Source organism: Pseudomonas pudica (assembly GCF_015680405.1).
Taxonomy (GTDB): Bacteria; Pseudomonadota; Gammaproteobacteria; order Pseudomonadales; family Pseudomonadaceae; genus Aquipseudomonas; species Aquipseudomonas pudica.
Genome location: NZ_JADLJS010000011.1, coordinates 96,759 through 117,387 on the forward strand (window position 1 = coordinate 96,759; position 20,629 = coordinate 117,387).

General features: G+C 62.6%; 23 protein-coding genes and 1 tRNA gene. 20 read left to right on the forward strand and 4 right to left on the reverse strand.

Annotation, left to right across the window (positions count from 1 at the left end):
* The first annotated feature begins 56 nt into the window (after positions 1-56).
* The 3 genes from rluC to sppA are packed head-to-tail and all read left to right on the forward strand — an operon-like array spanning position 57 to position 2,687.
* A complete protein-coding gene (gene rluC, locus IRZ77_RS11050) occupies positions 57-1,013 on the forward strand; it encodes a 23S rRNA pseudouridine(955/2504/2580) synthase RluC (RefSeq protein ID WP_013971570.1) in 957 nt (318 codons plus the stop codon).
* A gap of 3 nt (positions 1,014-1,016) precedes the next feature.
* Positions 1,017-1,691 carry an HAD family hydrolase gene (locus IRZ77_RS11055; protein WP_108480100.1) on the forward strand — a complete coding sequence of 225 codons (675 nt, stop codon included), beginning with the start codon at positions 1,017-1,019 and terminating at the stop codon, positions 1,689-1,691.
* Positions 1,692-1,697: 6 nt separating this feature from the next.
* On the forward strand, positions 1,698-2,687 hold the full coding sequence (gene sppA, locus IRZ77_RS11060) for a signal peptide peptidase SppA (RefSeq protein WP_046617001.1): 990 nt from the start codon (positions 1,698-1,700) through the stop codon (positions 2,685-2,687).
* Positions 2,688-2,822: 135 nt separating this feature from the next.
* Here sppA and IRZ77_RS11065 read toward each other — a convergent pair whose 3' ends face one another.
* On the reverse strand, positions 2,823-3,401 hold the full coding sequence (locus tag IRZ77_RS11065) for a Maf family protein (protein WP_196173497.1): 579 nt from the start codon (positions 3,399-3,401) through the stop codon (positions 2,823-2,825).
* A gap of 96 nt (positions 3,402-3,497) precedes the next feature.
* Here IRZ77_RS11065 and IRZ77_RS11070 point away from each other — a divergent pair, with 96 nt between their 5' ends.
* The 17 genes from IRZ77_RS11070 to IRZ77_RS11150 all read left to right on the forward strand — a co-directional run bounded on the left by IRZ77_RS11070 (position 3,498) and on the right by IRZ77_RS11150 (position 17,640).
* Positions 3,498-4,025: a YceD family protein gene (locus IRZ77_RS11070; protein ID WP_012313431.1), complete on the forward strand. Its 528-nt coding sequence runs from the start codon at positions 3,498-3,500 to the stop codon at positions 4,023-4,025.
* Between the two features lie 13 nt (positions 4,026-4,038).
* Entirely contained in the window at positions 4,039-4,221 is a 183-nt protein-coding gene (gene rpmF / locus IRZ77_RS11075; protein ID WP_010223221.1) for a 50S ribosomal protein L32, read from the forward strand.
* A gap of 3 nt (positions 4,222-4,224) precedes the next feature.
* Positions 4,225-5,235 carry a phosphate acyltransferase PlsX gene (gene plsX / locus IRZ77_RS11080; protein ID WP_196173498.1) on the forward strand — a complete coding sequence of 337 codons (1,011 nt, stop codon included), beginning with the start codon at positions 4,225-4,227 and terminating at the stop codon, positions 5,233-5,235.
* A 127-nt stretch (positions 5,236-5,362) separates the two neighbouring features.
* A complete protein-coding gene (gene fabD, locus IRZ77_RS11085; RefSeq protein ID WP_080958534.1) occupies positions 5,363-6,301 on the forward strand; it encodes an ACP S-malonyltransferase in 939 nt (312 codons plus the stop codon).
* Positions 6,302-6,316: 15 nt separating this feature from the next.
* Positions 6,317-7,057 (forward strand): 3-oxoacyl-ACP reductase FabG, encoded by a 741-nt coding sequence (fabG, locus tag IRZ77_RS11090; RefSeq protein ID WP_003247160.1) that lies wholly within the window; start codon positions 6,317-6,319, stop codon positions 7,055-7,057.
* Positions 7,058-7,260: 203 nt separating this feature from the next.
* Positions 7,261-7,497, forward strand: a complete 237-nt coding sequence (gene acpP, locus IRZ77_RS11095; RefSeq protein ID WP_013971576.1) for an acyl carrier protein — start codon at positions 7,261-7,263, stop codon at positions 7,495-7,497.
* A gap of 188 nt (positions 7,498-7,685) precedes the next feature.
* Positions 7,686-8,930 carry a beta-ketoacyl-ACP synthase II gene (fabF, locus tag IRZ77_RS11100; RefSeq protein WP_015269411.1) on the forward strand — a complete coding sequence of 415 codons (1,245 nt, stop codon included), beginning with the start codon at positions 7,686-7,688 and terminating at the stop codon, positions 8,928-8,930.
* Positions 8,930-9,745, forward strand: coding sequence for an aminodeoxychorismate lyase (gene pabC, locus IRZ77_RS11105; RefSeq protein WP_196173499.1), 816 nt, complete (start codon positions 8,930-8,932; stop codon positions 9,743-9,745). Before fabF ends, pabC begins: the two co-directional genes overlap by 1 nt.
* A gap of 4 nt (positions 9,746-9,749) precedes the next feature.
* Positions 9,750-10,958, forward strand: a complete 1,209-nt coding sequence (gene mltG, locus IRZ77_RS11110) for an endolytic transglycosylase MltG (protein WP_085601468.1) — start codon at positions 9,750-9,752, stop codon at positions 10,956-10,958.
* A 9-nt stretch (positions 10,959-10,967) separates the two neighbouring features.
* Positions 10,968-11,600 carry a dTMP kinase gene (tmk, locus tag IRZ77_RS11115; protein WP_046616995.1) on the forward strand — a complete coding sequence of 211 codons (633 nt, stop codon included), beginning with the start codon at positions 10,968-10,970 and terminating at the stop codon, positions 11,598-11,600.
* Positions 11,593-12,579 (forward strand): DNA polymerase III subunit delta', encoded by a 987-nt coding sequence (locus IRZ77_RS11120; protein ID WP_085601469.1) that lies wholly within the window; start codon positions 11,593-11,595, stop codon positions 12,577-12,579. Before tmk ends, IRZ77_RS11120 begins: the two co-directional genes overlap by 8 nt.
* A gap of 30 nt (positions 12,580-12,609) precedes the next feature.
* On the forward strand, positions 12,610-13,392 hold the full coding sequence (locus IRZ77_RS11125; protein WP_046616993.1) for a TatD family hydrolase: 783 nt from the start codon (positions 12,610-12,612) through the stop codon (positions 13,390-13,392).
* A gap of 492 nt (positions 13,393-13,884) precedes the next feature.
* Positions 13,885-14,520: a TetR/AcrR family transcriptional regulator gene (locus tag IRZ77_RS11130; RefSeq protein ID WP_003260720.1), complete on the forward strand. Its 636-nt coding sequence runs from the start codon at positions 13,885-13,887 to the stop codon at positions 14,518-14,520.
* Positions 14,521-14,804: 284 nt separating this feature from the next.
* Positions 14,805-15,773 carry a GTP 3',8-cyclase MoaA gene (locus IRZ77_RS11135; protein ID WP_196173500.1) on the forward strand — a complete coding sequence of 323 codons (969 nt, stop codon included), beginning with the start codon at positions 14,805-14,807 and terminating at the stop codon, positions 15,771-15,773.
* Positions 15,774-15,839: 66 nt separating this feature from the next.
* Entirely contained in the window at positions 15,840-16,445 is a 606-nt protein-coding gene (locus IRZ77_RS11140; RefSeq protein ID WP_196173501.1) for a DUF4823 domain-containing protein, read from the forward strand.
* 10 nt (positions 16,446-16,455) lie between these two features.
* Positions 16,456-17,016, forward strand: coding sequence for a DUF1285 domain-containing protein (locus IRZ77_RS11145; protein WP_023661447.1), 561 nt, complete (start codon positions 16,456-16,458; stop codon positions 17,014-17,016).
* Between the two features lie 207 nt (positions 17,017-17,223).
* Positions 17,224-17,640 carry a cupin domain-containing protein gene (locus IRZ77_RS11150; RefSeq protein ID WP_196173503.1) on the forward strand — a complete coding sequence of 139 codons (417 nt, stop codon included), beginning with the start codon at positions 17,224-17,226 and terminating at the stop codon, positions 17,638-17,640.
* Here IRZ77_RS11150 and IRZ77_RS11155 read toward each other — a convergent pair.
* From IRZ77_RS11155 to IRZ77_RS11165, 3 genes are all read right to left on the reverse strand, one after another.
* Positions 17,613-18,899 (reverse strand): cytidine/deoxycytidylate deaminase family protein, encoded by a 1,287-nt coding sequence (locus tag IRZ77_RS11155; RefSeq protein ID WP_196173505.1) that lies wholly within the window; start codon positions 18,897-18,899, stop codon positions 17,613-17,615. The genes IRZ77_RS11150 and IRZ77_RS11155 overlap by 28 nt on opposite strands.
* Positions 18,900-19,013: 114 nt before the next feature.
* A tRNA-Asn gene (locus IRZ77_RS11160) sits at positions 19,014-19,089 on the reverse strand.
* 62 nt (positions 19,090-19,151) lie between these two features.
* Positions 19,152-20,348 carry an amino acid aminotransferase gene (locus tag IRZ77_RS11165; protein ID WP_085601473.1) on the reverse strand — a complete coding sequence of 399 codons (1,197 nt, stop codon included), beginning with the start codon at positions 20,346-20,348 and terminating at the stop codon, positions 19,152-19,154.
* Positions 20,349-20,629 lie beyond the last annotated feature (281 nt).

Here is a 20,629-nt window from a genome sequence, read left to right on the forward strand (position 1 = left end):
CTATAGCAGCAATGATTAAGTGCTTCAATTCCATAAAAAATTGTTATGATCCCGCCATGACGACCAATACCCCTCCGACTTCCGGCGTTCAGCTGATCGAAGTCGCGCCGGAGCTTGCCGGCCAACGCATCGACAATTTTCTCATCACGGCCCTCAAGGGCGTGCCCAAGACCCTGGTGTACCGCATCCTGCGCAAGGGTGAAGTGCGGGTCAACAAGGGCCGCGTCAAGCCGGAGTACAAGATCCAGGCCGGTGACATAGTGCGGGTACCGCCCGTCCGCCTGCCGGAACGTGACGAACCGGCGCCGGTGGCCCAAGGCCTGCTGCAGCGCCTGGAAGCGGCCATCGTCTACGAAGACAAGGCGCTAATCGTGATGAACAAGCCGGCGGGCATCGCCGTGCATGGCGGCAGTGGTCTGAGCTTCGGCGTGATCGAGGCGCTGCGCCAACTGCGCCCGGATGCCAAGGAGCTGGAACTGGTGCACCGACTGGACCGTGACACCTCCGGCCTGCTGATGATCGCCAAGAAGCGCAGCATGCTGCGTCACCTGCATGCCGCGCTGCGTGGCGACGGTGTCGACAAGCGCTACATGGCGCTGGTGCGCGGCCATTGGCCGACCTCGAAGAAGCAGGTCAGTGCGCCGTTGCTCAAGAGCAACCTGCGTTCCGGTGAGCGCATGGTCGAGGTGAACGACGAGGGCAAGGAGGCACTGACCCTGTTCCGCGTGCTGCGCCGCTTCGGCGAGTTCGCCACCATTGTCGAGGCGCGCCCGATCACTGGACGTACCCACCAGATCCGCGTGCACACCCTGCATGCCGGGCATATGATCGCTGGCGACAGCAAGTACGGCGACGAAGATTTCAGTCGTGAAATTCGCGACTTGGGCGGCAAGCGCCTGTTCCTGCATGCCTACGCGCTGACCGTGCCGCTGCCGGATGGTGGCGAATTGAAGCTCGAGGCGCCGGTGGATGAAGTCTGGGCGAAAACCGTTGAACGTCTGAGTGCGTCCTGATCCATGAAAAAAGGCTACGAGCTACTGATCTTCGACTGGGACGGCACCTTGGCTGACTCGATCGGGCGTATCGTCGAGGCGATGAATGCCGCCGCCGAGCGTGCTGGTGAGGTGCAAAGCAGCGAGGATGCTGTCAAGGGTATCATCGGTCTGGCCCTGGGCGAGGCGATCCACACCCTGTACCCGCACCTGGCGCCTGCTCAGGTCGAAAGCTTTCGTCAGCACTATGCAAATATCTACATGGCCCTGGATCAGCAGCCCTCGCCGCTGTTCGAGGGGGTGGTCGAGTCGCTGGATGCCTTCCGTGCCGAGGGTTACCGCCTGGCGGTGGCCACCGGCAAGGCGCGTCGCGGGCTGGATCGGGTGCTCAAGGCCAATGGCTGGGAGCAGTTTTTCGACATCACTCGCGCCGCCGACGAGACCCGCGGCAAGCCGCACCCGCTGATGCTCGAGGAAATCCTCGGCCATTGCGGTGTCGAACCGGGGCGTGCGCTGATGGTTGGCGATTCGGCATTTGACCTGCAGATGGCCAGTAATGCCGGCATGCATTCGGTGGCCGTGGGCTATGGTGCCATGTCGCTGCAGGCGCTGGCCGAGTTTGGCCCGCAGGTATGCATCGATCATTTTTCCCAGTTGCGCGAGTGGCTGGGTGGTTCCGCAATTCCATTTCCAAGGTAGGTAAGCATGGCAGACGAATGGAAAGCCCCCGAGGCCGAACCCGAGGAGCGCGAAGAGCGCAAAAGCTGGAAGCTACTGGAAAAGACCCTGCTGGCAGGTGTTCAGGAGCAGCGCCGGGCGCGACGCTGGGGGATCTTCTTCAAGTTGCTGACCTTCGTCTACCTGTTCGGCATCCTGATTCTGTTCACACCGTTGATGGACATGGACAAGGCTGCGTCGCGCAGTGCCAGCCATACCGCGCTGGTCGAGGTGCGCGGGGTGATTGCCGACCAGGAGCCGGCCAGTGCCGACAATATCGTCAAGAGCCTGCGCGAGGCGTTCAAGGACAGCAAGACCAAGGCTGTGGTGATGCGCATCAACAGCCCGGGAGGCAGCCCGGTACAGTCGGGTTACGTGTATGACGAAATCCGCCGTCTGCGGGCCGAATACCCGGCCATCAAGCTGTATGCGGTCATCGCCGACCTTGGCGCTTCCGGTGCCTACTACATTGCCAGTGCGGCGGACGAGATCTATGCCGACAAGGCCAGCCTGGTGGGCTCGATTGGTGTGACCGCAGCCGGTTATGGCTTTGTCGGCACCATGGAGAAGCTGGGTGTGGAGCGGCGTACCTACACTGCAGGGGAGCACAAGGCCTTTCTCGATCCGTTCTCGCCGCAGAAGCCGGAAGAGACCGAGTTCTGGCAGGGCGTGCTGAATACCACGCACCAGCAGTTCATCGCCATGGTCAAGCAGGGGCGGGGCGAACGCCTGAAGGACAAGGAGCATCCGGAGCTGTTCAGTGGCCTGGTCTGGTCGGGCGAGCAGGCCAAGGAGTTGGGCCTGGTGGATGGGCTGGGCAGTGCCAGCTATGTGGCGCGCGAAATCGTGGGCGAGAAGGAACTGGTGGACTTCACCGTGCAGGAGTCGGCGTTCGATCGCTTCTCCAAGCGTGTGGGGGCCAGTGTGGCCGAGCGCCTGGCGATGTGGATGGGGTTCCAGGGGCCGCAGTTGCGCTGATCCGGAAGTGCCGGGGCGCTTTGCGCCCCTTCGCGGGCATGCCCGCTCCCACGGGGATCGCGCAAAACTCGCAGGCTGCGACACGCCTGTGGGAGCGGGCGTGCCCGCGAAGGGCCGCAGCGCGGCCCCAAAATCTCAGGGAATCACCACCCCTTCCCTGGTCAACATATCCACCAATCTAATCAACGGCAGCCCGACCAGGCTGGTCGCATCGCACCCGTGCGTGCTCTGGAACAGGCTCACTCCCAGCCCCTCGGCCTTGAAGCTGCCGGCACAGTCCAGAGGCTGTTCTGCCGTCACATAGCGTTCCACTCGCTCCCGGTCCAGTTCGCGCAGGGTCACGGTAAACGGCACGCAGTCCACCTGGCAGTGCCCGGTGGCGCTGTTCAGCAATGCCAGCCCGGTCAGAAAGCTTACCTGCTGCCCGCTGCACTCCAGCAACTGCTCGCAGGCCCGCTCGAAGGTGTGCGGCTTGCCCAGTACCTGCTCGCCCAGCACCGCAACCTGGTCCGAGCCGATGATCAGGTGCCCGGGGTGGCTGCCCGCCAGGGCCTCGGCTTTTTGCCTGGCCAGCCGGCGCACCAGTTCCACCGCCGGTTCGTCGTCCAGGCGCCGCTCGTCTATATCGGGGCTTGCCCAGGTGAAGGGCAGGCGCAGGCGCGCGAGCAGTTCGCGGCGGTAGGCAGAGCTGGAAGCCAGTAACAGAGGAAGCATGGTAGACTCCTGATTCGGTTGAACAAATTCTATCACGCACGATGCCGCCGAATTTCCTTTGACAGGGGCGGGGGGCATCCCTAGAATGCTGCGCCTATGTTGAATGACCCGATTCCACCTCACGTTGACCCGCGCAAATTAGCCGATCGTGGCGTAACCCTTAACGGTTCGCTGCAGCTCGCTGATTTGGAAAGACTCTGCGACCCGCTTTCCGACAATGTCGGTACGGTGCAGGCGAAGTTCGATTTTGAACGAGATGAACAGCACGTGGTGGTTATCCACAGCGAGCTGGATGTCGAAGTCAAGATGGTTTGCCAGCGTTGTCTTGAGCTGGTCACCCTGCCGATCCACAGCGAATGTACATACGCTGTGGTGAAGGAGGGTGCGAATACCCAGTCGTTGCCGAAAGGCTATGACGTGCTGGAACTGGGCGAAGATCCTTTGGATCTGCAGGCATTGATCGAAGAGGAGCTTTTGCTCGCCTTGCCAATCGTGCCTGCTCATCATCCGGAAGAATGCCAGCAGCCGGCGGGCGCAGACGAGCCCGAATCGAGCAAGGACGAGGTATCGCGGTCCAACCCGTTCAGTGTTTTGGCGCAGTTAAAGCGTGACCCAAACGTTTAGGAGTTAATCAATTATGGCTGTTCAGCAGAACAAAAAATCCCGCTCTGCCCGTGACATGCGCCGTTCGCACGACGCCCTGTCGGAAAACGCGCTGTCGGTAGAGAAAACCACCGGTGAAGTACACCTGCGTCACCACGTTTCGCCAGAAGGCGTATACCGTGGTCGCAAAGTGATCGACAAGGGCGCTGACGAGTAATCCTTGTCCGCTCAGATCATCGCGATCGACGCAATGGGCGGGGACTTCGGTCCCCGCAGCATTGTCCAGGCTAGCATTGCCTGCCTTTCGGCTACCCCCTCGCTGCACCTGACCCTCGTCGGTCAACCCTCCCTCCTTGAAGATCTTGTCAGCGGCCTTGCGGCTGCGGATCGCGCGCGCCTGCAAATCGTGGCCGCCAGCGAGGTGATCGGCATGGACGAGCGGCCATCCCAGGCGTTGCGCGGCAAGCCGGACTCGTCGATGCGCATCGCCCTCGAACTGGTACGTGACGGCAAGGCGCAGGCTTGCGTCAGCGCCGGCAATACCGGGGCGCTGATGGCGCTCTCGCGTTTCGTGCTCAAGACACTGCCGGGTATCGACCGGCCGGCCATGGTGGCGGCGATCCCGACCCAGACCGGTTACTGCCAGTTGCTCGACCTTGGTGCCAACGTCGACTGCAGCGCCGAGAACCTCTACCAGTTCGCGGTGATGGGCTCGGTGGCCGCCCAGGCCCTGGGCGTGCAGCGGCCGCGCGTGGCACTGCTGAACATCGGTACCGAGGACATCAAGGGCAACCAGCAGGTCAAGCTGGCGGCCAGCCTGTTGCAGAATGCCCGCGGGCTCAACTACATAGGCTTCGTCGAAGGTGACGGGTTGTATCGCGGCGAAGCTGATGTGGTTGTGTGCGACGGGTTCGTCGGCAACATCCTGCTCAAGTCGAGCGAGGGGTTGGCGACGATGATCGGCGCGCGCATCGAGCAGTTGTTCAAGGGGGGCGTGTTGTCGCGGGCAGCCGGAGCTGTGGCCATGCCGCTGCTCAAGCGCCTGCAGGCCGACCTCGCACCGGCGCGGCACAATGGCGCGAGTTTCCTGGGGTTGCAGGGCATCGTCATCAAGAGCCATGGTTCGGCGGGGGTGCAGGGCTTCCAGAGTGCCATCCAGCGGGCGTTGATCGAGATCCAGGAAAACCTGCCGCAGCGCTTGCATGGGCGGCTCGAAGACCTGTTGCCTTAGGCATTTTGCCCATGAAGTGCTTAAATGTGACCGCTTGGTCCGCGTCTCCATCCAAGTTTTCAGATTCCGCGCCTGGCCCAGGGCCTGGCGCACCCTATCCGACGACAAGATCATAAGGGCTTGTTCAATGTCTGCATCTCTCGCATTCGTCTTTCCCGGTCAAGGTTCCCAGTCGCTGGGCATGCTCGCCGAGCTCGGCGCCGAGAAGCCAGTGATCATCGAAACCTTCAAGGAAGCGTCCGAGGCACTCGGTTACGACCTGTGGAAGCTGGTCCAGGAAGGCCCGGAAGAGCAACTCAACCAGACCGACAAGACCCAGCCGGCCATCCTCACCGCGTCCATCGCGCTGTGGCGCCTGTGGCTGGAAGAGGGCGGTGCCAGGCCGGCCTTCGTCTCTGGCCACAGCCTGGGTGAATACAGTGCCCTGGTTGCCGCCGGCAGCCTGAGCCTGAAAGATGCCGTGCGCCTGGTCGAGCGCCGTGGCCAGCTGATGCAGGAAGCCGTGCCGGCCGGCCATGGCGCCATGGCCGCCATTCTCGGCCTGGACGACGCCGTGGTCGTGGAAATCTGCGCCGAAGCGGCCGAAGACCAGGTGGTCAGCGCGGTCAACTTCAACTCGCCAGGCCAGGTGGTCATCGCCGGCAACAAGGCCGCCGTCGATCGCGCCATCGAGCTGTGCAAGGCCAAGGGTGCCAAGCGCGCCCTGCCGCTGGCGGTCAGCGTGCCGTCGCACTGCGCGCTGATGAAGCCTGCTGCCGAGCGCTTTGCCGACGCGGTCAACGCCATCGAGTGGAAGGCCCCGCAAATTCCGGTGGTGCAGAACGTTACTGCCGCAGTAGCTGCCGACCTCGATGCTCTCAAGCACGACCTGCTGGCGCAGCTGTACCAGCCAGTGCGCTGGGTCGAGTGCGTGCAGACCCTGGCCGCCAACGGTGCGGTCAACCTGGTCGAGTGCGGCCCGGGCAAGGTCCTCGCCGGCCTGAACAAGCGTTGCGCCGATGGCGTGACCACCTACAACCTCAATACCCCTGACGCCGTCGCCGCCACCCGCGCGGCACTGGCCTGATTTGGAGAAGCTTGCATGAGCCTGCAAGGTAAAGTTGCACTGGTCACCGGCGCCAGCCGTGGCATTGGCCAGGCCATCGCCCTCGAGCTGGGCCGCCAGGGCGCGACCGTGATCGGCACCGCCACTTCGGCTTCCGGCGCCGAGCGCATTGCTGCCACCCTGAAAGAACACGGCATCACCGGTACCGGCATGGAATTGAACGTGACCAGCGCCGAATCGGTTGAAGCTGTGCTGGCCGCCATCGGCGAGCAGTTCGGTGCACCGGCCATCCTGGTCAACAACGCCGGTATCACCCGTGACAACCTCATGCTGCGCATGAAGGACGACGAGTGGTTCGACGTGATCGATACCAACCTGAACAGCCTCTACCGTCTGTCCAAGGGTGTGCTGCGTGGCATGACCAAGGCACGTTGGGGTCGTATCATCAGCATCGGCTCGGTCGTCGGTGCCATGGGCAACGCTGGCCAGGCCAATTACGCGGCCGCGAAGGCCGGCCTGGAAGGCTTCAGCCGCGCCCTGGCGCGTGAAGTGGGCTCGCGTGGCATCACTGTCAACTCGGTGACCCCGGGCTTCATTGACACCGACATGACCCGCGAGCTGCCAGAGGCGCAGCGCGAAGCCCTGCAGACCCAGATCCCGCTGGGCCGCCTGGGCCAGGCCGACGAAATCGCCAAGGTGGTTTCGTTCCTGGCATCCGACGGCGCAGCCTACGTAACCGGCGCCACCGTGCCGGTCAACGGCGGGATGTACATGTAATACTGCAACTCAATGTGACGGATTTCGTAAAAAAAGAGTCATACTGCGAGCCTAAAATCCGTTATAAAGCTGCAACCAGATTCCAGGCAGCGGGTGTGGTGACTGGTGTGAAGGTGCGTTTAGCTTGAAAAGCGAACGTCTTTCTATAAAATTAGCCACCGGCCAGCTGCCTGACATATGTCCATTAGGAGTGAAAACTAGGTATGAGCACCATCGAAGAACGCGTCAAGAAAATCGTCGCCGAGCAACTGGGCGTCAAGGAAGAGGAAGTGACTCTCGAGAAGTCCTTCGTCGATGACCTGGGTGCCGATTCGCTTGACACCGTTGAGCTGGTGATGGCTCTGGAAGAGGAATTCGAGACCGAAATCCCTGACGAAGAAGCCGAGAAGATCACTACCGTTCAAGCTGCCGTAGACTACGTCAAAGCCCACCAGGCCTAAGACGCTGTAGTCGACGCTTCTTGTCGGGAAAAACCGCACTGCCTTTGCCGGCGTGCGGTTTTTTCTTTGCGAGCACCCTGCGTTTTGCAGGTCGGTCTCGTTCACCGGGTACCAAGAGCTTGTTGCCATTTCATTCCATTGCTTGAATGCAATGGCAAGAAACTCTGTCATTAGAAAAGGAGAGTACTGTGTCGCGTAGACGCGTCGTGGTCACCGGTATGGGTATGCTGTCGCCACTGGGTACTGATGTACCGAGCACCTGGCAGGGCATTCTGGCTGGCCGCAGTGGCATCGGTCCGATCGAACACACGGACCTGTCTGCCTACTCCACCCGTTTTGGCGGCTCGGTGAAAGGCTTCGAGGTCGAGCAATACCTGTCGGCCAAAGAGGCCCGCAAGCTCGACCTGTTCATCCAGTATGGCCTGGCGGCCGGGTTTCAGGCGGTGCGTAATGCCGGCCTGGAGGTCACCGACGCCAACCGCCAGCGTATTGGCGTGGCCATGGGCTCGGGTATCGGCGGCCTGACCAACATCGAAGAAACCAGCCGCACCCTGCACGATTCGGGGCCGCGTCGTATTTCGCCGTTCTTCGTGCCGGGCTCGATCATCAACATGATCTCCGGGTTCCTGTCGATCCACCTGGGGCTGCAGGGGCCGAACTACGCCATTGCCACTGCCTGCACCACTGGTACGCACTGCATCGGCATGGCCGCGCGCAACATCGCCTACGGTGAAGCCGATGTGATGATCGCCGGCGGCGCCGAAATGGCCGCCTGCGGCCTGGGCATGGGCGGCTTCGGTGCCTCCCGCGCGCTGTCCACTCGCAACGACGAGCCGACCCGGGCCAGCCGTCCGTGGGACAAGGGCCGTGACGGCTTCGTGCTTTCCGACGGTGCCGGTGCCCTGGTGCTCGAAGAGCTGGAGCACGCCAAGGCCCGCGGCGCGACCATCTATGCCGAGCTGGTCGGCTTCGGCATGAGCGGTGACGCCTATCACATGACTTCGCCACCCGACACCGGCGAAGGCGCTGCCCGTTGCATGGCCAACGCCTTGCGTGATGCCGGCATCCAGCCGGAAGAGGTCAGCTACATCAACGCCCATGGCACCTCGACCCCTGCTGGCGACGTGGCCGAAGTGGCGGCGATCAAGCGTGTGTTCGGTGAGCATGCCTACAAGCTGGCGGTCAGCTCGACCAAGTCGATGACCGGTCACCTGCTGGGCGCCGCCGGTGCCGTGGAAGCGATCTTCAGCGTGCTGGCGATCAACAGCCAGATGGCTCCGCCCACCATCAACCTGGACGAGCCGGACGAGGGCTGCGACCTCGACTTCGTACCGCACCAGGCGCGCAGCATGCCGATCGATGTGGTGCTGTCCAACTCGTTCGGCTTTGGCGGTACCAACGGTTCGCTGGTATTCCGCCGGTTCGCCGGTTGATGCAAAGCTGGATCGATGGCCAGCCGGCGGCTGCAATCAACCTGCAGAACCGCGGCCTGGCCTACGGCGATGGGCTGTTCGAGACCATCGCCGTGCGCGGCGGCCGGCCCAGCCTGCTGGACGGCCATCTCGCACGCCTGGCGCTGGGCTGCCAGCGCCTGGCGATCAATGCCGACCTGGCGCTGGTGCGCGACGAACTCCTGCGCTACGCCAACCAACTCGGTGATGGCGTAGCCAAACTCATCCTTACTCGTGGCGACAGCCAGCGCGGTTACGCGCCGGTTGCCGGTGCCGCGCCGCGTCGTATCCTGCAGGGCAGCCCGTTGCCCAGCTATCCTGTCGAACATGCCGAGCACGGCGTGTGCCTGTTCCCCTGCCAGACCCGGCTTGGGGAACAACCGCTGCTGGCCGGCCTCAAACACCTCAACCGCCTGGAGCAGGTGCTGGCCCGTGCCGAATGGCAGGGCAGCGAACATGCCGAGGGCCTGATGCGTGATGGGCAGGGCAGGGTGATCGAAGGGGTGTACAGCAATCTGTTCCTGGTGCGTGATGGCGTGCTGTTCACGGCCGACCTCAGCCGCTGTGGCGTCGCTGGCGTGATGCGGGCCGCGTTGCTGGAACAGGCAGCGCTGCTGGGCATCCCGGTGCAGGTCTGCGACCTGCCGTTCGACGCGCTGGAGCAGGCAGATGAAGTATTTGTCTGCAACAGCGTCTACGGTGTCTGGCCCGTGCGTGGCTTTGCCGCGCTAAACTGGTCGCCGGGCCCGCTCACCCGTAAACTGCAGGCCGTTGCCCGTACGTTACTGGAAACCTGAATTCGTGAGACGTAAATTCCTGCTGCTGCTGGAAATGGGCTTGATCCTCGCCGGCCTTGCCGTGGGCTGGTCGGCCTGGAAGGTCAACTCGGTGCTGGAGCAGCCCCTGCACGTGACGCAGGAGCGCCTGCTCGACGTGCCCAATGGCACCACCCCCAACCGCATGTTCTATCGCATGCAGAACGAAGGGTTGCTCGACGACGCCGTCTGGTTGCGCCTGTACTGGCGCTTCAACATGGCCGGCACCCCTCTGCACACCGGCGAGTACCGCCTGACCCCCGGCATGACCGTGGAGCAGTTGTTCGATGCCTGGCGTCGGGCCGACGTGGTGCAGTACAACCTGACCCTGGTCGAAGGCTGGACCTTCCGCCAGGTGCGTTCGGCCGTGGCCAAGCATGAAAAGATCAAGCACACGCTGGATGGGCTGTCCGATTCGGAAGTGATGGACAAGCTCGGCCATACCGGTGTGTTCCCCGAGGGGCGCTTCTTCCCGGACACCTACCGCTTCGTGCGCGGCATGAGCGACGTCGAATTGCTGCAGCAGGCCTATATGCGCCTGGATGAAGTGCTGGCCAAGGAATGGGCCGAGCGCACAGCCGACCTGCCATACCGTGACCCGTACCAGGCGCTGATCATGGCCTCGCTGGTAGAAAAGGAAACCGGCATTCCCCAGGAGCGCGGGCAGATTGCCGGCGTTTTCGTGCGGCGCCTGCGCCTGGGCATGATGCTGCAGACTGACCCGACGGTGATCTACGGCATGGGTGAGCGCTACAACGGCAAGATCACCCGCGCCGACCTGCGCGAGCCGACGCCCTACAACACCTACACCATCACCGGCCTGCCGCCGACCCCGATCGCCATGGTCGGTCGCGAAGCGATTCACGCGGCGCTCAACCCGGCCGATGGCACAAGCCTGTACTTCGTCGCCCGTGGCGATGGCAGCCACGTGTTTTCCGACGACCTCGACGACCACAACTCGGCGGTGCGCGAGTTCCAGCTCAAGCGCCGTGCGGACTACCGTTCCAGCCCCGCGCCGCAATCGCAGTCAGAGCCACAGCCACAAACACAACCAAGTGTCGACGAGGCCGAACAGCCCGAGGCGCCTGCCGATGAATCTACAGCGCAGCCAGCGCCCGACCAGCCGCCTGTGCAGGACGCTCCTGCCGGTGGCGCGCAAGCGGCCGAACGGCCGCTGCCTGACGAACAACATTAAGGACTGCCTGTGAGCGGCTTGTTTATTACTTTGGAAGGCCCCGAAGGCGCGGGCAAGAGCACCAACCGCGACTACCTGGCTGCGCGCCTGTGCGAGCAGGGTTTGGACGTGGTGCTGACCCGTGAGCCCGGCGGCACGCCGCTGGCCGAAAAGGTGCGCGAGCTGCTGCTGGCGCCCAGCGATGAAAGCATGGCGGCCGACACCGAACTGTTGCTGGTGTTCGCTGCGCGTGCCCAGCACCTGGCGCAGGTGATCCGGCCGGCACTGGCCCGCGGGGCGGTTGTCTTGTGTGACAGGTTTACCGATGCCACATACGCCTATCAGGGCGGCGGGCGCGGTTTGCCTGTCGAGCGTATCGCCACCCTGGAGCAATTCGTCCAGGGCGATTTGCGCCCGGACCTGACCCTGGTCTTCGACCTGCCGGTCGAAGTGGGCCTGGCCCGCGCAGCCGCGCGCGGCCGCCTGGACCGTTTCGAGCAGGAAGGCCAGGCGTTCTTCGAAGCGGTGCGTCAGGCCTACCTGCAGCGCGCCAACCGCGAACCACAGCGCTATAGCCTGCTCGACGCCGCCCAACCTCTGGAGGCCGTGCAACGCTCCATCGATGCGTTGCTACCAGGCATCGTGGAGCGTTGCCGTGGCTGAGGCCTATCCCTGGCAGCAGGCCCTCTGGCAGCAACTGGCCGGTCGCAGCCAGCACGCTCACGCCTACCTGCTGCATGGGCCGCAGGGTATCGGCAAGCGGGCCCTGGCCGAGCGCCTGATGGCCCGCCTGCTGTGCCAGCAGCCCCAGGGTATGGAGGCCTGTGGCGGGTGCAAGTCCTGCCTGCTGCTCAAGGCTGGTAGCCACCCGGACAACTTCGTCCTCGAGCCCGAAGAAGCCGACAAACCGATCAAGGTCGACCAGGTGCGCGAGTTGGTGGCCTTTGTGGTGCAGACCGCGCAGTTGGGTGGGCGCAAGGTGGTACTGATCGAGCCGGTGGAAGCGATGAACGTCAACGCCTCCAACGCCCTGCTCAAGAGCCTCGAAGAACCCTCCGGCGATACCGTGTTGCTGTTGGTTACCCACCAGCCCAGCCGCCTGTTGCCGACCATCAAGAGCCGTTGCCAGCAGGTCGCCTGCCCCCAGCCCAGCCTGGCCCAGAGCCAGGCCTGGCTGGCCGGCGCGCTGCCCGACAGTGACGAGGCCGAGCGCGACGAGTTGCTGACCCTGGCTGCCGGTTCGCCGCTGATGGCGGTCAGCTTGCAGGCCCAAGGCGTGCGCGAGCAGCGCGCGCTGGTCACCGACGGGGTGAAGAAGCTGCTGAAGCAGCAGCAATCGCCCAGCCAGCTGGCCGATGCCTGGAACGGCGTGCCGCTGTTGCTGCTGTTCGACTGGTTCTGCGATTGGGCGCATCTGATCCTGCGCTACCAATTGACCCAGGACGAGGAGGGTCTAGGCTTGGCCGATATGCGCAAGGTGGTGCAGTACCTGGCGCAGAAGAGCCGTCAGGCCAAGGTGCTGGAGGTGCAGGCGTGGATCCTGGAGCAGCGCCAGAAGGTGCTGGGCAAGGCCAACCTCAACCGCGCCCTGCTGCTTGAATCGCTGCTGGCCCACTGGCTGCAGTTGCCGGGCGCCCGCTGATTTTCATTTTTTCATGTGTGCCGTTATCCCATGCTTGTAGATTCCCATTGCCATCTTGACCGTCTGGACCTGAGCGCCCACCAGGGCTCCCTCGATGCTGCCCTGCAGGCGGCGCGTGAGCGCGGGGTCGGGCATTTCCTGTGTATTGGCGTCAGCGCCGAGAATGCTGGTGCGGTTAAGGCGCTGAGCGAGCGCTACGCCGATGTCGATTGCTCGGTGGGCGTGCACCCGCTGGATCTTGCGCCGGGCGAAACGCCGGCGCTGGAATGGCTGCTGCGCGAACTCGCTCACCCACATGTGGTGGCGATTGGTGAAACCGGGCTGGATTACCACTACGAGCCGGAAGCAGCCGAGCTGCAGCAAGCCTCGTTCCGCCTGCATCTGGAGGCCTCGCGGCAGACCGGCAAACCGGTGATCGTGCATACCCGTGCGGCGCGTGCCGATACCCTGGCGCTGCTGCGCGAGGCCAACCTGCCGCAGGCCGGCGTGCTGCACTGCTTCACCGAAGACTGGGACATGGCCAAGGCGGCGCTGGACCTGGGGTATTACATTTCGTTGTCTGGCATCGTTACCTTCCGCAATGCCGATGCCCTGCGTGAAGTGGCGCGGCAGGTACCGGTCGATCGGCTGCTGGTGGAAACGGATTCGCCGTATCTGGCGCCGATCCCGCATCGGGGCAAGCCGAACCTGCCGCAGTACGTGCGTGAGGTGGCCGAGTATGTGGCTTCGTTGCGCGGGGCCAGTTATGAGCAATTGGCCGAACAGACCACTGCCAACTTCAAGCGCTTGTTCCCGTTGGCGCGGGTGGCCTGACAGCAACTATTCACAATACAACGCCTGAGCGCTCTTGCTCTTGCTTCGGCTTTTGCTTTTAAGCGCGCGATAGTTCAGACGCCGCCGAAGATCAAGATCAAAAGCAAGATCAAAAGCCAGAGCAAGATCAAAAGCTCAGCACGAGCCTCGAGTGGGCGGCCCGTCACGTAAGCAAAAAAAACCCGGGTTCTGGGGGGGGAATCCGGGTTAAGACCATTAGGAGTAAAACAAAGGTACGCGGTCCCTGAGCACCTTTATCGGCGCGCCACTTGGGGGGATGCGCCGCGCCAACACTTCAAGTATTGGCCAGCTTTGGCGCAGTGCCAGTGCATATTGATCGTTTTTTAAACAGATTTGGAATACGCCAACGTTTCATTCCTCCCGCATCGCATGGCCGTAAGCATCGTGAAACACAGACATGCGTGGATGATCCGTGCAATTTCTTGCAAGTTAGGCATAATAAACCGCTTCGATTGTCATCCAGTCCTTCCTATGCAGAAAGAACCTCGTAAGGTCCGTGAGTTTCGCCGTCGCGAACAGGAAATCCTCGACACCGCGCTCAAACTGTTTCTCGAACAGGGGGAAGACAGCGTCACCGTCGAGATGATCGCTGACGCCGTGGGCATCGGCAAAGGCACGATCTACAAGCACTTCAAGTCCAAGGCGGAGATCTACCTGCGCCTGATGCTCGATTACGAGCGCGACCTGAACGCGCTGTTGCATTCGGCCGACGTCGACCGCGACAAGGAAGCCCTGTCGCGAGCCTACTTCGAGTTCCGCATGCGCGATCCGCAGCGGTACCGGCTGTTCGACCGCCTGGAAGAAAAGGTGGTCAAGGGCAACCAGGTACCGGAAATGGTCGAACAGCTGCACAGCATCCGTGCCTCCAACTTCGACCGCCTGACCCAGCTGATCAAGGGCCGTATCAGCGAAGGCAAGCTCGAGGACGTGCCGCCGTATTTCCATTATTGCGCTGCCTGGGCGCTGGTGCACGGCGCCGTGGCGCTGTACCACTCGCCGTTCTGGAGCAATGTGCTGGAGGATCAGGAAGGCTTCTTCCAGTTCCTGATGGACATCGGCGTGCGCATGGGCAACAAGCGCAAGCGCGACCCGGAACCTTCCAACTGAGATAGTGCAGGCTTTCCCTGAAGCCTGCCAGTCAGCGTTATTGGGGCCGCTTTGCGGCCATCGCAGGCAAGCCAGCTCCCACATGTACAGCGCAGATCTCAAGTGTTGCGCGATCCTGTGGGAGCTGGCTTGCCTGCGATGGGCTGCGCAGCAGCCCCATGACTGACATGCCTGCTTCCACAACAGCACGGCGACACCGACAGCGGCAAAAAGGATAGGGCTTGCAAAAACCTGATTTATGAGTCAGGTTTTGCCAGCCCCCATCATCCATGCCGGAGTCATTCATGATCGTCGATCGTCAAGGCAGGCGTTTTCGCAACCTGCGCGTCAGCCTGACGGCTGCCTGTAATTATGCCTGCACCTACTGCGTGCCAGACGGCAAGCGCCTGGTGGCAGCACAGGACGAACTGCCGGCGGATGCCCTGGCCCGTGGCGTGGCCTACCTGATCGAAGCCGCCGGCATCGAACGCTTGCGCATTACCGGCGGTGAGCCATTGGTCAGTCCGCGCCTGGATGCTTTCCTGGCCGCCGTGGCCAAGCTCGACCTTGACGATATCTCGCTGACTACCAATGGCCAGCTGTTGACGCGCAAGTTGCCCCAGTTGCAGGCGGCAGGTATCCGCCGATTGAACGTTTCCCTCGACACACTCGATCCACATGCCTTCCGCCGTATCGCCCGGGGCGGCGACCTGGCCAGTGTGCTGGCGGGTATGGAGCAGGCCAACGCCATGGGTATGCAGATCAAGGTTAACATGGTGCCGATGCGTGGGCACAACCTCGATCAGGTGCTGCCGCTGCTGGATTACTGCCTTGAGCGCGGCTTCGAACTGCGCTTCATCGAGCTCATGCGCATGGGCCACCTGGCCCGTGACCATAACACCTTCCTGCAGCAGTTCGTCGGCCTCGACCAACTGCTCGCACTGATCGCTGGCAAGCATGCCTACGTTCAGGTCGACGCGCCGCTGGATGCCACCGCCTTGCGTTATGCGGTACCCGGCAAAGGCCACTTTGGCGTGATCGCCAACGAAAGCGTACCGTTCTGCCGCACCTGTTCGCGGTTGCGACTGTCCTCCACGGGTTGGCTGCACGGCTGCCTGTCGTCGGGCAATCGCCATTTCGTGGGCGACCTGCTGGAAAAACCGCGCCATCAGGCGCTGCCGGCCCTGCAGCGCCTGCTGGTCAAGGCCCTGGCAGACAAGCAGGACCTGGCGTTTTCCGGCGATGTGATGGTGATGAAGGTGATCGGCGGCTGAAGCTGGCGCAAAAGCTGCATCCGCCGGCTATTCGCCGGTTTTTCGTCGCCGGCCACTGGAGGAAAGATGCGTAGCCTGGTTTTGCTGCTGGCGCTGTTGGCGCTGGGCGGTTGCATGAATGTCAGCGATATGGGCGAGGGCGTCCGTTACCAAATGAGCGATGCCGGTCTGTTGGACCACAGCGATACCCGCCGCACCCTGTCGATCCGCCTGCAGCCCGATTCGTTCATCTTCATCGGCCAGGGCGCATTCGTGCCCCCGGGCAAGGGGCCTGTGCCACGGCAGAACGCAGTGGCCGAACAGGCCTACAAGAGCTTCGTCGAGTATTTCCCACTGGTGCGCCGCGCCCAAGGGCCACTGGGCCTGGAAGAGGCCATCGCCCAGGCGCGTTCGGTGGGTGCCGACTACGTGCTGTATACCCGCTTCGCCCGCACCGACGACCGTATCGGCAATGGCGACGAGTGGTATGACGAACAGGCAGTCGACCGCCTGGGCTGGGACACCGGCGTGGTGCAGATGATGCTCATCGAAACCAGCACCCGCTACCTGATCGACACTGCGCGTATCAAGAGCCGTGGCGGTTTGTTGACGTTCCACGATAAAACCCCGGAGGATTTGCTTGGCGCGCCGATGCGCGAGTACGCTCGTAGCCTTCTGGGTATGAGTGAATGAGGCAAGCGTGATGAGCGATTCCGGCAAGGCCAATGATCTTCTGGCGCAGATCCCCAAAGCCAAGGGCCTGCCGCCGGTGCATCTGTGGAACCCGGACTTTTGCGGTGACATCGACATGCGCATCGCTCGTGATGGCACTTGGTACTACCTGGGTACGCCGATCGGCCGCAAGCCAATGGTGCGGCTGTTTTCCACCATCATCCGCCGCGATGGCGATGACTACTTCCTGATCACCCCGGTAGAGAAGGTGGGCATCCGCGTCGACGATGCGCCGTTCGTGGCCGTGGCGCTGGACGTGGAAGGTGAGGGTGAGCAGCAGGTGCTGCGCTTCACCAGCAATGTCGAGGACCAGGTCGAAGCCGGGCCGGCCAACCCGCTGCGTGTGGTGATCGACCCGGTCACCCAGGAGCCATCGCCGTATGTGCTGATGCGCAGCAACCTCGAGGCACTGATTCATCGCAACGTGTTCTACCAGTTGGTAGAGCTGGCGGTACCGCGTGAGATCGACGGGGAAGAGTGGCTTGGGGTCTGGAGCCACGGTGAGTTCTATCCGATCGGGCGTAGCAGCTGAGATATCTGGTGCCTGCACCGGCCTTTTCGCGGGCTCGCCCGCTCCCACAGGGTTTTCTACAGGCTTCAAGGGTGTGGGAGCGGGCAGGCCCGCGAAGAGGCCGGCACAGGCAATAATCGGCCTCTTGGTTTTTCCCCGAATTGGTCATTTGTCTCTCTGCCCCACGGGCCTAACCTGCAGGCAATTGCCATCCAGGAGAAGCCCCCCATGAAACCCTTTAGCATCATCTTTTTCGCCCTGTTCGCCGCTCAAACCCCTGCCTGGGCGCACGGCGACGCTGCCGATCAGGTCAAGGTCCTGCAGCTGCAACAACCCTCGAACGCCCCCGGCAAGAACGCCGTGATGCTCACCGTCAGCTACGCCCCCGGCCAGGCATCACCCGCGCATCAGCACCCGGGCGCAGTGATGGCCTACGTGCTGGAAGGGGCAGTGGTATCGAAGCTCGATAACGAGCCGGAGAAAACCTACAAGGCCGGTGAATATTGGTACGAAGCCCCGGGTACCGTGCACAGCGTGTCACGCAACGCCAGTCAGAAGCAGTCAGCCAAGTTGCTGGTCTGGAGTCTGGTGGATGAAGGCAGTGCGGTCACATTGCCCTATCCGGCAGCAGGCTCGGAGCGCTGAGCCTTCCCCAGCCGGATCGTCACTTCCTGTGTCAGGTTCGGGTCCAGTACCTGGCAAGGCGCGACCTGCGCGTTGCTTGTGTAGAACGGCGGCAGGTTTCGCGCCAGTCGAGCAACGTCCCTGGCAGTGCAGCCTGTTGGCAGCAATACATATTGCAGGCTTGAAGGAAAGGACGGCGCGGTATGCCGTTCCATGGTGGAGCCATAGGCGCCAAGGGTCATGACCGCCTCGCTGCCGGCCGGGTCCGGAAAACGGAGCAGGACGAATGTGCAGTAACGGGGGTGGGTGAGATGCTGGTGTGCTTCGTCGCGGACCTGTGGGTCGTCATGGTTCATCAGGTTCCAGCGTAACGCGGCGTAGCTGCGAGTGGTTTCCATGAACGCAGTGCGAATGGGGGAGCGCGTTTCGTCACCGCCCAGGCAGGCCAGCAGATTGCCGAATGGGTCCAGCAAGGCTACGGCGTTGCACGTATCTGCCGCGAGAGCTGTGTCGACCAATGGCTCGGCCAGTTCGATGCCGGGCAGGCGAGGGTCTGCACTTTTGATGCGCAGGCTCCATGGGCTCAAGCCCGCCAGGGCCTGGCGTACCAAGCTTCGGCTGGGTAGGGTGATAGGGTCTTTCAGGGCAGATGGCGGGAGGCCGGCGTTGCTGCTTTCGTCGTGCACGTGATTCACGCTGGCCTCGAACAACGAACGGGTAAGGCACATCGTTGCGGCGTCGATGCGTTCGCCGGCATAGATCGGCCCTTGCGTCGGCCCGACATAGTCGCGATCAAAAGGGCTGCCGACAGCATAGTAGCCCCACGTGGCTTGCGCGCGCAGACGAAGTGCGGTCGGCAGGCCGGGGAATTCGAAGCGACCGTCATGATTGATGCCGGCAAAGGTGTCGAGCGCACTTACGGCAACATTGAAGCCGGCAGTCAGCAAAGCGCCTGCGCACATGGCGCAGGGGTCGAGCGTGGTGATGACGGTCAGTTCATGGGTGGGGGGGAGGGCAAGGCGCTGCTGGTTGTCGAAATACCAGTCCACCAACCGGCGCTCACCATGCCCCGTTGGGTCGTGGAGCCTGAATGCGGGTTGCGCCTCGCTGGCAGAGGGCTCCAGCACGCGGTTGTGCAGGGCGACCAATACCTTGCCAGTGGCATTTTCGATGATGCAGCCACCCACGGCGAACGTTGCTTGTCGGCTTGCCAGGAGGGCCTGGTTGGCGGCGATTGCTACCGCTTGCTGAGCGTTCTGGGTGAAATCGTTGGCTTTCATGCTTGCCTGCGCTCGTCGAGGGATCTCGGACGATACAGTAGCCGTGCGCTGGCATGAGAGGATAAGTGCAACAAAAAACCTCCAGTGCTTGCGCATCTGGAGGTTTTCAATGTTTGGCTCCGCGACCTGGACTCGAACCAGGGACCCAATGATTAACAGTCATTTGCTCTACCGACTGAGCTATCGCGGAATCTGTGCGTATCTTACTGATTGCCCAGGGGAAGTCAAGCCACCCCTAGGCAAAACAATGAGTTACAGCACCTGCACGATAGCTTTGGTCACCACGTGGATGTTGCTCTGGTTCAGCGCGGCCACGGCGATGCGGCCGGTGTCCAGCGCATAGATGCCGAACTCGTTCTTCAGGCGGGCGACCTGCTCTACGGTCAGGCCCGAGTACGAGAACATGCCAACCTGGCGGCCAACGAAGCTGAAGTCGCGGTTGGCGCCATATTCGGCCAGCAGCGAAACCATCTGCTTGCGCATGCCGTGGATGCGCTCGCGCATTTCGGCCAGCTCGGTTTCCCACATCTGGCGCAGTTCGGGGCTGTTCAGCACGGTGGCAACGATGGTTGCACCGTGGGTCGGCGGGTTGGAGTAGGTGGTGCGGATCACGCGCTTGACCTGCGACAGCACGCGAGTGCTCTCGTCCTTGGAGGCGGTGACGATCGACAGCGCACCGACGCGCTCGCCGTACAGCGAGAACGACTTGGAGAACGAACTGGACACGAAGAACTCCAGGCCCGACTCGGCGAACAGGCGCACGGCGAAGGCGTCTTCGGCGATGCCGTCACCGAAGCCCTGGTAAGCCATGTCGAGGAACGGCACGTGGCCCTTGGCCTTGACCACTTCCAGGACGTTTTTCCAGTCGTTCAGGTTCAGGTCGACGCCGGTCGGGTTGTGGCAGCAGGCATGCAGTACCACGATCGAGCCGGACGGCAGGTTGTTCAGGTCTTCGAGCATGCCGGCGCGGTTGACGTCGTTGGTCGGCGCGTCGTAGTAGCGGTAGTTCTGCACCGGGAAGCCGGCCGATTCGAACAGCGCGCGGTGGTTTTCCCAGCTCGGATCGCTGATGGCAACCACGGCTTCAGGCGACACACGCTTGAGGAAGTCGGCACCAATCTTCAGCGCGCCGGTACCACCGACGGCCTGCACGGTAACCACGCGGCCGGCGGCCAGCAGTGGCGACTCGGCGCCGAACAGCAGCTTTTGTACAGCCTGGTCGTAGGTGGCGATGCCGTCGATCGGCAGGTAGCCGCGCGAAGCGTGCTGGGCGGCACGCTGGGTTTCGGCTTCGATCACGGCGCGCAGCAGCGGAATGCGGCCTTCCTCATTGCAGTACACGCCCACGCCCAGGTTGACCTTGTCGGTACGTGGGTCGGCGTTGAATGCTTCGTTGAGGCCCAGAATAGGGTCGCGGGGTGCCAGCTCGACAGCGGAAAACAGGCTCATTGTTACCTTGGCTCTGATTGGAGTGTGATAGGACGTACACGCTCCAGCCCGAATGCACTGAAGCGGTGCACAAACGGGGAGTCAGTATAGTGATACCGACCGGTCACCGCGACAGTCCGGCGTCGCTTTTCCAGTCATTTGCGCAAATATTTTTCGACCATTGGTCTAATTGCCGGGTCCACCGTAACAAGCGCTCACAGCTGTGCCTTGAAAGCGCCCCCCGGCGGGCGCATTTGGGTATAGACTACTGGCTAAATTTACAGTTGCTGCAACACCGCGAG